Annotated in this window: 11 protein-coding genes; 4 read left to right on the forward strand and 7 right to left on the reverse strand. The window is 67.0% G+C overall.

Annotated elements, in window-relative coordinates; all coding sequences use genetic code 11:
* Nucleotides 1-132 precede the first annotated feature (132 nt).
* From QTH90_RS28105 to QTH90_RS28115, 3 genes are all read right to left on the reverse strand, one after another.
* Nucleotides 133-3,357: a bifunctional cytochrome P450/NADPH--P450 reductase gene (locus QTH90_RS28105; RefSeq protein ID WP_286667873.1), complete on the reverse strand. Its 3,225-nt coding sequence runs from the start codon at nt 3,355-3,357 to the stop codon at nt 133-135.
* A gap of 90 nt (nt 3,358-3,447) precedes the next feature.
* Nucleotides 3,448-4,695, reverse strand: coding sequence for a branched-chain amino acid ABC transporter substrate-binding protein (locus tag QTH90_RS28110; protein WP_286667874.1), 1,248 nt, complete (start codon nt 4,693-4,695; stop codon nt 3,448-3,450).
* 47 nt (nt 4,696-4,742) lie between these two features.
* The gene (locus QTH90_RS28115) at nt 4,743-5,435 is read right to left on the reverse strand and encodes a TetR/AcrR family transcriptional regulator (protein ID WP_286667875.1); all 693 of its coding nucleotides are present in this window, start codon (nt 5,433-5,435) and stop codon (nt 4,743-4,745) included.
* 74 nt (nt 5,436-5,509) lie between these two features.
* Between QTH90_RS28115 and QTH90_RS28120 the strand changes: the two genes are divergently transcribed.
* The 4 genes from QTH90_RS28120 to QTH90_RS28135 all read left to right on the forward strand — a co-directional run bounded on the left by QTH90_RS28120 (nt 5,510) and on the right by QTH90_RS28135 (nt 11,534).
* Nucleotides 5,510-7,123, forward strand: coding sequence for an AMP-binding protein (locus QTH90_RS28120; RefSeq protein ID WP_286667876.1), 1,614 nt, complete (start codon nt 5,510-5,512; stop codon nt 7,121-7,123).
* Nucleotides 7,124-7,127: 4 nt separating this feature from the next.
* A complete protein-coding gene (locus QTH90_RS28125) occupies nt 7,128-10,430 on the forward strand; it encodes a carboxyl transferase domain-containing protein (protein WP_286667877.1) in 3,303 nt (1,100 codons plus the stop codon).
* 111 nt (nt 10,431-10,541) lie between these two features.
* On the forward strand, nt 10,542-10,916 hold the full coding sequence (locus QTH90_RS28130) for a YXWGXW repeat-containing protein (RefSeq protein WP_286667878.1): 375 nt from the start codon (nt 10,542-10,544) through the stop codon (nt 10,914-10,916).
* 240 nt (nt 10,917-11,156) lie between these two features.
* Nucleotides 11,157-11,534 (forward strand): helicase SNF2, encoded by a 378-nt coding sequence (locus QTH90_RS28135; protein WP_286667879.1) that lies wholly within the window; start codon nt 11,157-11,159, stop codon nt 11,532-11,534.
* A 74-nt stretch (nt 11,535-11,608) separates the two neighbouring features.
* Here QTH90_RS28135 and QTH90_RS28140 read toward each other — a convergent pair whose 3' ends face one another.
* From QTH90_RS28140 to purU, 4 genes are all read right to left on the reverse strand, one after another.
* Entirely contained in the window at nt 11,609-12,334 is a 726-nt protein-coding gene (locus QTH90_RS28140; RefSeq protein WP_286667880.1) for an LrgB family protein, read from the reverse strand.
* Nucleotides 12,335-12,338: 4 nt separating this feature from the next.
* Complete coding sequence (locus QTH90_RS28145) at nt 12,339-12,686, reverse strand: CidA/LrgA family protein (RefSeq protein ID WP_286667881.1); 348 nt, start codon at nt 12,684-12,686, stop codon at nt 12,339-12,341.
* A 13-nt stretch (nt 12,687-12,699) separates the two neighbouring features.
* Nucleotides 12,700-14,205 carry an FAD-linked oxidase C-terminal domain-containing protein gene (locus QTH90_RS28150; RefSeq protein ID WP_286667882.1) on the reverse strand — a complete coding sequence of 502 codons (1,506 nt, stop codon included), beginning with the start codon at nt 14,203-14,205 and terminating at the stop codon, nt 12,700-12,702.
* A 77-nt stretch (nt 14,206-14,282) separates the two neighbouring features.
* Nucleotides 14,283-15,128: a formyltetrahydrofolate deformylase gene (gene purU, locus QTH90_RS28155; protein WP_286667883.1), complete on the reverse strand. Its 846-nt coding sequence runs from the start codon at nt 15,126-15,128 to the stop codon at nt 14,283-14,285.
* Nucleotides 15,129-15,212 lie beyond the last annotated feature (84 nt).

A 15,212-nucleotide genomic window follows, 5' to 3' on the forward strand; every position in this document is an offset into this window, starting at 1 on the left:
GTGTTTGAGCGAAGCGAGTTTGCGCGGACCCCGCCTGAAGCGAGCACTGCAGGGCAGCCCGAAGGGCCGGTGTAGCGGGGTCGACCGGCCCGCACCGCCTACCGGGCGCCCCCACCAAAGGGCACGATCCCCCTAAGCCCCCGCCCAAACATCCAACACATACCGCTTCGCAGAAATCATCCCGTCCATCCAAGCGGCCCCATCCTGCCCGTGCTCCCGCGCAATATCCGAGAGTGCACGCCGCACATCAGGCTCCATGCGCGACCCATCCCCGCACACATAGACGATCGCACCGTCGTCAAGAAGCCGCCAGACATGCGCCCCGTGTTCGCGAATCAAGTCCTGCACATAGACCTTCCGCTCGCCCGCACGCGAGAACGCAGTGTGGAGTTGCGTCACCCCGCTTCCCGCCCAGCCCTTGAGTTCGTCGGCGTAGATGAAATCCTGCTCCGGGTGACGGCATCCGAAGAAGAGCATGGCCTCGCCCGGTGCCGTGCCGTTCGCGATCATCGCGGCGCGTTCCTGCAGAAACCCCCGGAAGGGCGCGAGCCCCGTGCCCGGCCCCACCATGATGACCGGGCGCGCCGGATCGTCCGGCAGGCGGAAGCCCTCCGCCGTAGTTTCCCGCACCACCCCATGCACCATCTCGCCGGCCTGCGCGCGCGAGAGGAAGTTGGAGCAGACGCCTTCGAACTGCCCAAGCCCCGAACGCGCAGGACCTGTCACCACCCCCACCGTCACGCTGCAACGTCCTCCATTGACCACCGGTGACGAAGAGATCGAGTAATAGCGCGGCGTGAGCGGCGACAGCATTTCGAGGAACTGCGCGAACGGCAACTGGCAAGCCGGAAACTCCTCCAGCAGATCGAGAACCGACTTGCGCTTCTGCAACACCTCGCTCTTGTAGAGCTGCGCCGAACTCTCGTCCGCGCCCGACAGCGCCACGAGCTTCGGCTTCGTGAAAGGACACTCCGTGTGCGCTGCAAGCTGCGCGATCTGCTTGCGCGTGGCAACGTCCTGCAGCTCCACATAGTCCCCCAGCAGGCGATCCACAGCGATCACTTCATCGACCGGCAATGCCGCCTTGCGCCCCGTCGCCGCATGCAGCCGCACATGCGCATTGCGATCGAAGCCGAATCGTGCCATCGCACGCTCCACCTGCGCCGGGCCGTTGCGCGGCACCACGCTCAGATGGTCCCCGGCACGGTAGCTGACGCCTTCCGGCAACTGCAATTCGACATGACGCGTCGACCGCGCTTCACCGGCATCACTGCCCGTGCTCTGCAACTCCCGGTTCTCGATCACGCGCATCGGCACTGCGCCGAGCGCGTCGACCAGGGCGTTCTTCTGCGGCGGCGGCAGCTCTTCCAGCGTGTAGAGCGGCTCGCTTTGCGCGGGCGTGTCCGCGCCCAGCTTGAGGTCGAAGGCAGACGCCAGCGTCGGCCACAGCGCATCGCTCCAGTCCTGGAAGGCGCCGTCCATGTCCTCGCGCGCATCACCCTCGCCACGCGGATGCACGCGTGTCGCGCCGAGTGCGGCCAGACGCTCGTCGATGCGGCGCGGCACCGATTGATAGGTCGACGCCCAATCGGTATTGCCGCAGCCGAAGACCGTGAAGCGCACGCCGTTGAGCGAATCGTCCGCCTTGTCGAGCCAGCGATGGAACTCCGCCGCGTTGTCGGGCGCCGCGCCGTTGTACGACGCGCAGACGATCGCGACCGCACCACTGGCAGGCAGGCGCTCGGCATAGTCGTCGAGCGAGGCGAGCTGGGTCGAGAAGCCGCGCATCTCGCCAGCCTCGGCCAACTGGCGGGCCAGATCCTCTGCCGTGCCCAGATTGGAGCCCTGCAGCACCAGCAGCGAAGTGCCGTGACGCGCGGCATGCGGCCTGGCAACCGCCGGCTTCTCCGCAGTGGCCTGCGCCGGTTGCACCGCTCCTTCGCTGCGCGACCGCGTCGCAGGGTCGCGCAGCACCGCCTTGATCCTGAAGCCTTCCGGCTTGATCGTCAGCGCTTCCTTGATCTTGAGCTGGTAGGCCGTGTGATCGACCAGCGTGAAGCGCTGCAGGATCATCCCCAGCGTCAGCACCGCCTCCTGCAGCGCAAACTGCCGCCCGATGCACGCACGCTGCCCGTTGCCGAAAGGCTTGAAGGCATTGACCGGCCGCTCCCGCTCGGCCTCGCGGCTGAAGTGGTCGGGGTTGAACCGGTCGGCGTCCTCGCCCCACACCGCCTTGTCGCGGTGCAGCGCCAGCGCATGCAGGATCACCATGTTGCGCCGCTTGATCGTGAACTGCCCGCCGATCGTCGTGTCCTCCCTCGCGGCCAACGCGATCGCCGGTGCGGTCGGGAACATGCGCAGCGATTCCTTCAGCACCTGCAGCATGTAGGTCAGCCGGTTCACCTGCGCATAGGTCGGCTTCACCGAAGGGTCGGGCCCCAGCACGTTGTCGACCTCGGCCTGCGCCTTGGCCATCGCTTCGGGGTTGTTCAGCAGGAAATAGATGGCAAAGGACAGCAGCCCGCTCGTCGTCTCATGCCCCGCGATCAGGAACTCGATGCACTCGTCGCGGATCTGCCGGTCGTCCAGCCGCTCGCCGGTCTTCTTGTCGACGCCGGCGATCATGTAGCTCAGCAGGTCGGGCTTGGTCGCGATGTCGGCGCCGCTCTCGCGCCGCTCGCGCACGATGTCCTCCACCATCTTGTGCATGTAGCGCACGTCCTTGCGCTGCTGGGCCAGCTCCTTCTTGAGCATGAACTCCTCCAGCGGAATGCCGCGCCGGTTCTGCACCGTCTCCAGCGTGCGCACCATCGCATCCACGAAAGGATGGAAGCCCTCGCGGTAGAAGGAATTGAAGCGGTAACCGAAGCCGCACAGGCCGATGGTGTCGAGCGTGAGCGCCGTCATGTCGCGCACCACGTCGATCTCCTCGTCGAAGTTCAGCCGCTCCCACTTGGTCACCAGCTGCTCCGCGATGTCCAGCATCATCGGGTGGTAGGCCTGCATCGCGCGCTGGCTGAAGTTCGCCAGCAGGATGTTGTGCGGCTTCGACCAGGTCGACTCGTGTGTGTCTGAGGTGAAGAGCCCGTGCGACAGCGCGCGCAGCCGGCGCAGCGTGCCCTTGGTGCTCTTGTCGAAGCGCTTCTCGTCGCACAGCTCGTCGGCCAGTGCGGCGGACGACACCACGATCACCGGCATGCCCGGCATGTCGAGCCAGTAGATGGCGCCGAGCTCCTGCGCGATCCGCCACATGTCCAGCACGGGCGATTCGGACCCGATCGACAGGATGTTGCCGACGAAGGGCTTCTTCGCCGGATGCGGAATCGGATACAGCGCGTTCTTGCCTGCCATGGTCATGCCCCTTGCTCGTGCCGATTGCGGACCGCGGGTGCGGGTCCCGCAGTATCTCGACGGCAGAGGGGGGCGGCAGGCCGGGGTATTCCCTTATCAGGGACGCGGCATCTTGCAGTCCGTGCCTTGCGCGAGTTCGTTGCCGGTGTAGATCGCGTCGGTTCGGAAGCCGTAGTTCGTGCCTTCCCAGCCGACCTTCACCGTCTTGCCGTCGACCGGCGCGATGGTGTTGACCACCTGCGGCAGCAGCAGCTGATGGTCTTCGGCACGCATGCGGACCGGGCCGACCACGGAGTCGAAGCTCAGGTCCTCGAGTGCGAGGGCCACCTTGGGCGTGTCGGTGCTGCCGGCCTTGTTGATGGCGGCGGCCAGCAGGCGCGGCGTCATGTCGATGCGCGGCGCGAGGAAGTCCTTGCCGGTCTTGGCCTTGTAGCTCTTCGCGAGGGCATCGACCTTGGGCGAATCGGCCTGGCCGGGATGCCATTCGGCGACCCAGGTCAACTGGCCGGTCTTGGCCTGCGACACGGCGAGCACCGTGCCCGGCACCGCGCCCGCGCTGTGGTTGAAGTAGCGCAGGTTGTAGCCCGCGTCGCCCGCTGCCTTGAGCAGCAGGGTCATGTCCTGGCCCCAGTTGCCGGTGATCACCGAGTCGGCGCCCGACTGCTTGACGTTGGCGAGGTAGGGAGCGAAGTCCTTCACCTTGCCGATGGGGTGCAGCGTCTCGCCGACGAACTGGATGTCGGGCCGCGCGAGGCCGACCAGTTGCCGGCCGTAGGTGGCCCATTGCTTGCCGTGGGCGTAGTCCTGGTTGAGCAGGTACACCTTCTTCACGTCCGGCGTCTTCTTGATGTAGTTGGCGATCGCCTTCATCTTCATCGCCGTGTTCGCATCGGTCTGGAAGTGCCAGAAGCTGCACGACTTGCCCGTGAGCTCGGGGTCGATCGACGAATGGTTCAGCACCAGCAGTTCCTTGCCGGGGTTGCGCTGGTTCCAGCGGTTCACTGCCTGCACCAGCGCACTCACCACCGACGAGCCGGAGCCGCCCGTGACGATGGCACGCGCGCCCTGGTCGATGGCCGCCTGCAGCGCGCTCTGGCTCTCCTGTGCCGAGAGCTTGCTGTCGAACTGCAGCAACTGGAGCTTGGTGCCGCCGAGCACGCCGCCCTTGGCGTTGATGTCCTCGATGGCGTATTGCGTGTGCGTGAGCATCAGCTCGCCCACGTTCGCGAAGGGGCCGGAGAGCGGGTCGATGTAGGCGATCTTGTAGGTCTGCTGGGCGTGAGCGGCACCGGCCGAGAGGAGGACGGCGGCCGCGACGGGCGCGAGCAGGCTGGGGAACTTCATGGACTGTCTCCGTAAGGGTGAGGGGAGGGATGAAGGATGGGCGGCGCTCAGCTGCCGCGCTCGCGCAGGCCCAGCACGCGCCAGGCCAGGCGCGACAACTCGGCCACCACTTCGTCGGGCGAGAGGCGGCCGTCGGGCCGATACCAGCTGTAGAGGAAGCCCGGCAGGCTCAGAGCGGCAAAGGCCGTGATCTTGGTTTCGCCGAAGTCCAGGTCGCCATCGCGCCGTGCCTCTTCGAGCAGCGGAAAGAGCTGGTCGTAGAAGTGATGCGCGAGCTTCTTCTGCGCGTCGAGGTACTCCGGGCGGTAGACCTGCGGCTCCTTGTAGGCAAAGAAGGCGCAAGGATGGTGCGCCACTGTCGCGCGGATCAGCCGCTCGATGCCTTCCTTGACCTTCTCCACCGCGGGGCGCGTGTCGCCGGCGGCGAAGTCCATCGCGGTGAAGCAGTCGACCGCCGGGCGCCACGACAGGGTCTCGAAGATCTCCTGCTTGTCGCGGAAGTAGTAGTAGACGAAGGGCTTCGTGGCATCGAGCGCGCGCACGATCTGCGCCATCGTCGTGTTGGCGTAGCCCTGTGCCGCGAAGAGCTGTGCGGCGGCCTGCAGGATGCGCTCCCGCTGCACGTCGGTGCCGGCCGTGGCTGCGCGCTGGCGGCCCGTGCCTTGCGGCAGATCGGTCCTCGTGAAGTGCGTATCGCCGAGCCCAGAGGGTTTGTGCGGTGTCGCCGAAGTTATACCCATGGGTAGGATTGTTGGTGCACCATGCGGCGATGGCAAGCGGCCAGCCCTATCGATAACCCTGTGAGAGTGACGCCATGGAGACAACCCAGCTTCCCGACCGCCCCCAGCAACCGCTGCACGAGTACCTGCGCACGCATGCGCGCGAGCGGGGCGACCATCCGGCCTGCGTCTGGTACGGACGATCCCTCAGCTACGCCGAGCTGGACGCCGCCAGCGATGCCTTCGCTGCCAGGCTGCAGGCCATCGGCGTGCGCAAGGGTGATCCGGTGGTGCTCTTCCTCAACAACTGCCCGCAGTACCTGGCGGCCCACTACGGCATCCAGAAGATCGGTGCCATCGTGTGCCCGAGCGGCCCGCTCAACAAGGAGCATGAGCTGGCCTACCAGGTCAATGACCTGAAGGCGCGCGTGATCGTCGCCGCCTCGTCGCTGATGCCGGTGGTCGACAAGGTTCGCGCGGCGAGCGCGCTCGAACACGTGTTCGTCGTGCACTACGCCGACCTGCTGCCGGCGACGACGACGATCGACATGCCCGCCGATCTCGCCGCAGCGCAGCGCGAACCACGCAACGTGCCCTCGGATTGCGAAGACTTCCTGGCCGTCACGAAGACCGGCCAGCGCCCGACGCCGGTCGAAGTCTCCCTCGACGACGTGGCGTTGATGACCTACACCTCCGGCACCACTGGCTTGCCCAAGGGCGCGATGCTGAGCTACGGCAACGCGCTCTTCAAGACGCGCGCCGCCGCCGATTGCAATGGCGTGACCGGCAGCGACGTGCTGTTGTCGATCGCGCCGCTCTATCACATCGCCGGCATGCTGATGGGCGTCAACGTGCCGGTGTTCACCGGCGCGACCTCGGTGCTGCTGCATCGCTTCGAGCCCCGCGCCGCGCTGCAGGCGATCGACCGCTACAAGGTGAGCTGGTGGTACAGCATCGCACCGATGAACGTGGCCTGCATGCAGGTGGAAGGCATCGCGGGCTTCGATCTGTCGAGCCTGCGCATGAACCCCGTCACGAGCTTCGGCATCACCTTCACCGAGCCGCTGGCGCAGCAATGGCGTGGCTTCGCGAACAACTGCAGCTCCTTCGAAGCGGCCTACGGCCTCAGCGAGACACACACCTGCGATACCTACACCCCGCACCATGCGCCGCGCTGGGGAACGCAGGGCATCGCGGTGCCGGGCGTGACGATCCGCATCATCGACACCGACACGGGCGAGGACAAGCCGGTGGGCGAGGTGGGCGAGATCGTGCTCACGAGCGCGGGCTCCTTTAAGGGCTACTGGAACAAGCCCGAAGCCACTGCCGCAACCCTGCGCAATGGCTGGGTGCACACCGGCGACATGGGCAAGCTGGATGCTGACGGCTACCTCACCTTCATCGGCCGCTTCAAGGAAATGATCAAGGTCTCGGGCTACAGCGTGTTCCCCGAGGAAGTGGAGACCATCCTCATCAAGCATCCCGCCGTGGCGCAGGCCGCGGTCATTGCGCAGCCCGATGCGGACAAGGGCGAGGTGGTCAAGGCCTTCATCGTGAGGAAGCCGGGCGCCGAACTCGATGCCGATGCATTGGTCGCCTGGTCGCGCGAGAACATGGCCAGCTACAAGGCGCCGCGCGCGGTGCGCTTCATCGACGCACTGCCCACCACCGGCGCCGGCAAGGTACTGCGCCGCCTTTTGAAAGATTGAACGGATGATGAAGAAGGTCCTGATTGCCAACCGCGGCGAGATCGCGGTGCGGCTGGTGCGCGCGCTGCGCGATCTCGGCATCGCGAGCGTTGCCGTCCATGCGAAGGACGATGCCGCCGCCCTGCACGTGCAGTTGGCCGATACGGCCGTCGCGCTAGACGCGACCGGCCCTTCCGCTTACCTCGACACGGCAGCGCTCATTGCGATTGCACGCGATCACGGATGCGATGCGGTGCACCCTGGCTATGGCTTCCTGAGCGAGCGTGCCGACTTCGCGCAGGCCTGCGCGGATGCGGGCCTGCGCTTCATCGGCCCGACGCCGGAGCAGCTTGCGCTGTTCGGCGACAAGGCGCGTGCGCGTGCGCTCGCCCAGAAGTGCGATGTGCCGGTGATGCCGGGCAGCGCCGGTGCGGTGACCCTGGCCGAGGCGCAGGCATTCTTCGCCGTGCAGCAGGCAGAAGGTGCCGGCGTGATGGTCAAGGCCATCGGCGGTGGCGGCGGGCGCGGCATGCGGGCCGTGCTGAACGCGGCCGACCTGCCCGAAGCGCACGCGCGCTGCATGTCCGAAGCCAAGGCGGCCTTTGGCGTCGAAGGCGTCTACGTCGAGCGCCTGATGCGCAATGCGCGGCACATCGAAGTGCAGGTGTTGGGCGACGGTCATGCGGTGGCGAGCCTTGGCGAGCGCGAGTGCACGTTGCAGCGGCGCTTCCAGAAGCTGGTCGAGATCGCGCCGAGTCCTTCGTTGCCCGACGCGCTGCGCGAGCAGGTCACGCAAGCGGCGCTGCGCATGGCAAAGGCCGTGGGCTATCAAAGCCTGGGCACTTTCGAATTCCTGGTCGACGAACATTCGACGACGCTGCCCTACGTGTTCATCGAGGCCAATCCGCGCCTGCAGGTCGAGCACACGGTGACGGAGGCCGTCACGGGGCTGGACCTCGTCCAGCTCCAGATCGGCGTCGCGAACGGCCAGACGCTGGCGGACCTGGGCATCGACACGCAACGCACTGCGGCGCAGCGCGGCTTCGCGGTGCAGTGGCGCATCAATGCCGAGACTCTGGATGCGCAAGGCAATGCACGGCCTTCGGGCGGGTCGCTGGCGCGCTTCGACCTGCCGGCGGGGCCGGGTGTGCGTGTCGACTCGCACGGCTACGCGGGCCTCGCACCCTCGCCGCATTACGACACGCTGCTGGCCAAGTTGATCGTTCATTCGTCGTCGCCGCGCTTCGCGGACGTGGTGCGGCGTTCGCTGCGCGCGCTGGAGGAATGCCACATCGACGGCATCGCGACCAACCTGGCATTGCTGCGTGCGATCGGCACGCGGCCCGAGTTCGAGACGCAGGCGGTGCATACGCGCTTCGTGGAGGCGCATCTCGCCGATCTGCTGGCGGCTGCCGCGCACATCGACGACGCGGCGTTGAAGGTCGCCCGACCCTCCGCATTCCGGAGCGAGGCACCGGCAGCATCGCAGGACGACGAGGACGGACTCGTCGTCAAGGCGCCGATGCCCGCCAAGCTGGTGCAGCTCGAAGTGGATGTCGGCGACATCGTGCCGGCGGGGGCGCAGCTCGGGGTGCTCGAAGCGATGAAGATGGAGCATCTGCTGCATGCGCCGGCCGCGGGTCGCGTGGTCGCCTTGATGGCGCAGCCCGGCGACTATCTGGTCGAAGGGCAGTCGCTGGTGAAGCTGGAGGCGGTCGACGCGCACGCGGTCGAAGCCGAGGCGCATGCCGAACGTGACCTCGACGAGATCCGCCCCGATCTCCAGAAGGTCATCGACCGCCACGCCCCGACGCTCGATGCGAACCGGCCCGCTGCGGTGGCTAAGCGCAACGCGCAGGGCGGCCGCACCGCACGCGCCAACATCGCCGACCTGTGCGAACTGGCCGACGATCCCGGCAACTTCACTGAATACGGCGCGCTCGCCATCGCCGCGCAGACTCGCCGCCGCACGCTGGAGGATCTGATCGCCAACACGCCGGCCGACGGCATGGTGACCGGCATCGGCAGCATCAACGCGAAGCAGTTCGGCCCCGAGAAGTCGCGCTGCGTGGTCATGTCCTACGACTACACCGTGCTCGCGGGCACGCAGGGCATGCGCAACCATCACAAGACCGATCGCATGCTGGGCATCGCGCACCAGCTGCAATTGCCGGTGGTGCTGTTCGCCGAAGGCGGCGGCGGCCGGCCCGGCGATACCGACATGCCGATCGTCGCGGGACTCAACAACCACACCTTCAGCCAGTTCGCGGCGCTGTCGGGCAAGGTGCCGGTGGTCGGCATCGTGCATGGGCGCTGCTTCGCGGGCAACGCGGCGCTGCTGGGTTGCACGGACGTGATCATCGCGACCGAGGCCAGCAACATCGGCATGAGCGGCCCGGCGATGATCGAGGGCGGCGGCCTCGGCACCTTTGCGCCGGAGCAGATCGGCCCCAGCAGCGTGCAGTCGCGCAATGGCGTGATCGACATCCTCGTGAAGGACGAGGCGCATGCCGTCGCTGCCGCCAAACAGTACATCTCGTACTTCCAGGGACCGACGACGGATTGGGAATGTGCCGACCAGCGCGCCTTGCGGCACGCGGTGCCCGAGAACCGGCTGCGCGTCTACGACGTGCGCGCCGCGATGCGGGGCGTCGTCGACACGGGCTCGATGCTCGAACTGCGCGCGGGCTTCGGCGCCGGCATCGTGACGGCGCTGGCCCGCATCGAAGGCAAGCCTGTGGGCCTGCTCGCGAACAACCCGCACCATCTCGGCGGCGCGATCGACGTGGAGGCTGCCGACAAGGCCGCGCGCTTCATGCAGCTCTGCAACGCGCACGGCCTGCCGCTGGTGTCGCTCTGCGACACGCCGGGCTTCATGGTCGGCCCCGAGATCGAGGCGCAGGCGCAGGTGCGCCATGTGTGCCGCATGTTCATGGTCGCATCGCACCTGCGAGTGCCGTACTTCGCGGTGGTGCTGCGCAAGGGCTACGGGCTCGGCGCGCAGGCGATGACGGCGGGCGGCTTCGATGCGCCGGTGTTCACCGTGGCATGGCCCACGGGCGAGTTCGGCGCGATGGGGCTCGAAGGCGCGGTGCGTCTGGGCTTTCGCAAGGAACTCGAAGCCGCAGCCGAGGGTGCCGAGCGCGATGCGCTGTTCAAGAAGCTGGTCGCGCAGCAGTACGCCAACGGCGAGGCGATCCACATGGCGCAGACGCTGGAGATCGACGCGGTGATCGATCCTGCCGACACACGCGCATGGCTGGTGCGAGGGCTCGCTTCGTCCGCAGCTGCCCAGCGGCCGGCCACGGCGTACGTCGACACCTGGTAAGGCGCCGCAAGAAGGGTCGACACAGCTCTACACAACACTTCGCTCGCGGCTTACAAGGAGTTCACATGGGGCAGGGAGGATGAAGCTTCCAACAACTCAAAGGAGTTACCCATGAAAAAACTTGCAGTCACTTTCGCGATGGGCGCCGCTTCCCTGTTGTCTCTGGGCGCCGTGATGGCGCCGACCGTGGCACAGGCACAGGCCGTGGTCTCGGTCCGGGTGGCACCGCCGCCGGCGCGCTATGAGCGCGTTCCGCCGCCGCGTCCGGGCTACGTCTGGGCTCCCGGCCATTACGAGTGGAACCATGGCCGCTATGTCTGGAACCGCGGCAACTGGATGCGCGCAAGGGAAGGCTATGCCTACCGCGCCCCGCAATGGCAAGAGCGTGGTGGTCACTGGGAATACCAGGCCGGCCGCTGGGATAACGATCACGACGGCGTGCCGAACCGGTACGACCGGAAGCCGAACAATCCCTCGCGAAGCTGAGTTTCGGCCTGAGGCGATATCGAGGTGGAAGTCCTGACTGTTTCAGTTTCGTGAACGGGGTTGTTCGGGAAGCCTAGGGTAATTACCTAGATTTCAGGCGCACAATTCTTTTCACAGAACAGCGACAGCAAGCCAGTTCTGGGTGAACAGGGCACCGAGCGAGGTGGCCGCCCCAACCAAGGGGCGGCACCCACCCAAGACCGGTTCGACATCATCCAAAGCAAGTCAAAGGACATCCAAATGAAGACCTCGAAGATCATCGCCGCCGCCGCCCTCACGCTCCTCGCCGCAGCCGGCGCCCAAGCAGAAACCTATGAAGGCGTGCATCCCCTGGTGTCGGCCAACAGCCGCGCCACTGTGAATGCCGAAGCCGTGGCTGCCGCGCACAGCGCCAACCCTTACGCTGACGGCGCCGAATCGGGCGCTCCGGCCATCGTCGCGAGCACCGCCGATCGCGCCACCATCCGCAACCAGGCCGTGGCCGCAGCGCACAGTGCCGATCCGTATGCCGAAGGCGCAACCGCAGGCGTGGCACCGATCATCGCCAGCACCGTGAACCGCGACGCCGTGCGTGCCGAAGCCCGTGCGGCTGCACGCGGCAATGCACTCGCGCTGTAATCCGGACGCTTCGCGCTCCTGAAATAAAAGCCGGCCATGCGTCATGCATGGGCCGGCTTTTTCAATGGATCGGCTCAGAAGAGCTTGAACACCAGCGGCATCAGCAGTGCCGCCAGCACCACCTGCATGCCTAGCGCGAGACCGGCATAGGCGCCGGCATCCGCGTTGACATGAAGCGCCCGCGCAGCGCCGATGCCGTGCGCGGCGGTGCCAAGGCCGAAGCCGCGCGCCGCATAGCCTTGCGCACTGGTGCCGATGCGAAGCGCGTCGAAAAGGTATTTGCCCGACAGCGCGCCGATCATGCCGGTGAGCACCGCGAACACCGCCGAGAGTGCCGGGATGCCGCCGATCTTCTCCGCGATGCCCATCGCGACCGGCGCCGTCACCGACTTCGGCGCGAGCGACAGCACCACGTCATGCGGCAGGCCCATGGCCCATCCCAGCGCCACGGCCGAGCCGCCCGCCGCCGCGCCGCCGAGCAATGACGCGAGCAGCAGCCTCCCGAAGCGCGCACGCAACTCCGCGCGACGCTGCCACAGCGGCCACGCGAGCGCGACGACGGCCGGGCCGAGCAGGAAGTGAATGAACTGCGCGCCGGCAAAGTAGGTCTGGTAGTCCACGTGCGTGAGCAGCAGGCCGCTCGCCAGCACGACCACCGACCAGAGCACCGGATTGGCCCAGGGCGCGCCGCCGGCCCTCGTGTATGCCGCGTTCGCGAGCAGGTACACCACCAGCGTGGCGGTGAGCCCGAACAGCGGCGTCGCGGAAAGATAGATCCAGAGTTCGACGAAGCGTGGCATGCGGTCAGGCCTCGCGCTTGCGGTCGGGCCAGTAGAGCACCAGCGCAGTGACGGCCAGTCCGATCCACGTCGACAGCGCGATGATGACCAGCATGCGCCCGCCGTACTGGCCGAGCAGCGCGAGGTGCGTCATCACGCCCACGCCGACCGGCACGAAGAGCAGCGAGAGATGCGTGAGCAGAAAGGTCGCGCATTCGGCCACCGGTTTGCGCACGACTTCGAAGCGAAGGCCCGCAAGCATGAGCATCATCCCGAGCACCGGGCCGGGCAAGGGAAGAGAAAGACCCCTCGAAAGCAGTTCCCCTACCGACTGGAACACCAGCAACCAGGCCATGCCGCGCAAGCCATTCATCGAGTGAGACCTTTCAGAAGCGGGGGAGGTCGGCGAAGGGCTGTGCCTGTCCGCCACGGAACACCTGCTTGCCGTACTCCGCACAGCGTTGCAGCGTGGGGATGACCTTGCCGGGGTTCAGCAAGCCTGCTGGATCGAAGGCGCGCTTGACGCCGAACATCTGCTCGTTCTCGGCGGCGGTGAATTGCACGCACATGCTGTTGAGCTTCTCGACGCCCACGCCGTGCTCGCCCGAAACGGTGCCGCCCATGGCGACGCTGGTCTCCAGGATGTCCGCACCGAAGAGTTCGCAGCGGTGCAATTCGTCGGGGTCGTTGGCATCGAACAGCACCAGCGGGTGCAGGTTGCCGTCGCCCGCGTGGAACACGTTGCAGCAGCGCAAGTTGTACTTCTTCTCCATCTCCTGGATAGCGAGCAGGATGTCGGCCAGGCGCTTGCGCGGGATGGTCGAGTCCAGGCACATGTAGTCGGGGCTGATGCGGCCTGAGGCCGGGAAGGCGTTCTTGCGGCCGCTCCAGAACTTGAGGCGCTCGTCCTCGTTCTCGCTCACCGCGATGGCGGTGGCGCCGCAGCCGCGAAGCACGTCGGTCATGCGGCCGATCTCCTCCTCGACCTCCTCGGGCGTGCCGTCGGATTCGCACAGCAGGATCGCGGCCGCGTCGAGGTCGTAGCCCGCGCGCACGAAGTCCTCGACCGCGGCGGTCATCGGCTTGTCCATCATCTCCAGGCCCGCGGGGATGATGCCGGCGGCGATCACCGCAGCCACGGCGTCGCCGGCTTTGCGCACGTCGTCGAAGCTGGCCATGATGCAGCGCGCCAGTTGCGGCTTGGGCACGAGCTTGACCGTGACTTCGGTCGTCACCGCCAGCATGCCTTCGCTGCCGATCACCAGCGCCAGCAGGTCGAGGCCCGCGCAGTCGAGCGCCTCGCTGCCGAACTCGATCGGGTCGCCCTCGGCGGTGAAGCCTCGCACGCGCAGCACGTTGTGCAGGGTCAGCCCGTACTTCAGGCAGTGCACGCCGCCCGAGTTCTCTGCGACGTTGCCGCCGATGGTGCAGGCGATCTGGCTCGAAGGGTCGGGCGCGTAGTAGAGGCCGAAGGGGGCCGCCGCCTCGCTGATCGCGAGATTGCGAACGCCGCATTGCACGACCGCCGTGCGGCTGACCGGGTCGACCTTGAGGATGCGGTTGAACTTGGCGAGCGAGAGCGTCACGCCCACGGCATTCGGCATCGCGCCGCCCGACAGCCCGGTGCCCGCGCCGCGCGCCACGACCGGCACGCCGAGCGCATGGCAGGCCTTGAGCACGGCCTGCACCTGCGCCTCGTCCTCAGGCAGCGCGACCACCAGGGGCCGTTGCCGGTAGGCGGTGAGGCCGTCGCATTCGTAGGGCGTGGTGTCCTCGTCGTTGGACAGCACCGCATGCGATGGCAGCCGGGCCCGCAAGGCACTCACGACCCTGGCTCGAAGCTCCGTGCGGGAGGGCGAAGCGACCGGGGGTTCGACCGTCTCAGTGTTCATGCCGCCATTGTGTACGTCTTGATCGTCGACGGCGCCGATCCGGGCGAACAACATCAAGGCCGACTGAGCGGACCGGCTTAGCGGAAGACCACCGTCCGGTGGCCGTTCAGCAGCACGCGGTGCTCGCTGTGCCACTTGACGGCGCGTGCCAGCACCTGGCTCTCGGTGTCGCGGCCGCGTGCGGTCAGGTCCTCGACCGTGTCGGTGTGGTCTGCGCGCTCCACGTCCTGCTCGATGATCGGGCCTTCGTCGAGGTCCGCCGTCACGTAGTGGGCGGTGGCGCCGATCAGCTTCACGCCCCGGTCATGCGCCTGGTAGTAGGGCTTGGCGCCCTTGAAGCTGGGCAGGAAGGAGTGGTGGATGTTGATGGCGCGGCCCGCGAGCTGGGTGCAGAGGTCGTTGCTCAGGATCTGCATGTAGCGCGCCAGCACGACCAGTTCGGCGCCTTCGGCCTCGATGATCTCCAGCTGCTTCGCCTCGCCCTGCGCCTTGGTCGCCGCCGTCACCGGGATGTGGTGGAAGGGCACGTTGTAGCTGGCGGCGAGCTGATAGAAGTCGCGGTGGTTCGAGATGATGGCGCGCACGTCGATGGCCAGCAGGCCGCTCTTCCAGCGGAACAGCAGGTCGTTGAGGCAGTGGCCTTCCTTGCTGACCAGGATGACGGTCTTCATCGGCTCGGCGGCTGCATGCAGCTTCCAGCGCATGCCGAACTTCGAGGCGAGGTCGGCGATCTGCTCGCGCAGGGCGGTTTCGCTCTGGTCGCACGCGAAGCGCACGCGCATGAAGAACAGGCCCGTGCCGTGGTCGTTGTACTGCGCCGCTTCTTCGATATTGCCGCCGCGCTCGAGCAGGAAGCCGGAAACGGCATGGACGATGCCGGTGCGGTCGGGGCAGGAAAGGGTGAGGATGTACGCGGGATTCATAAGGGCGGCCATTGTCGCAGGCCCATCGGCGGGCGTCGCCGGTGCCAAAATGCCCTTTCCCAGCAAGAACGAACCCGCAGGAGC

It is taken from the genome of Variovorax flavidus (genome assembly GCF_030317145.1).
GTDB lineage: Bacteria > Pseudomonadota > Gammaproteobacteria > Burkholderiales > Burkholderiaceae_C > Variovorax > Variovorax flavidus.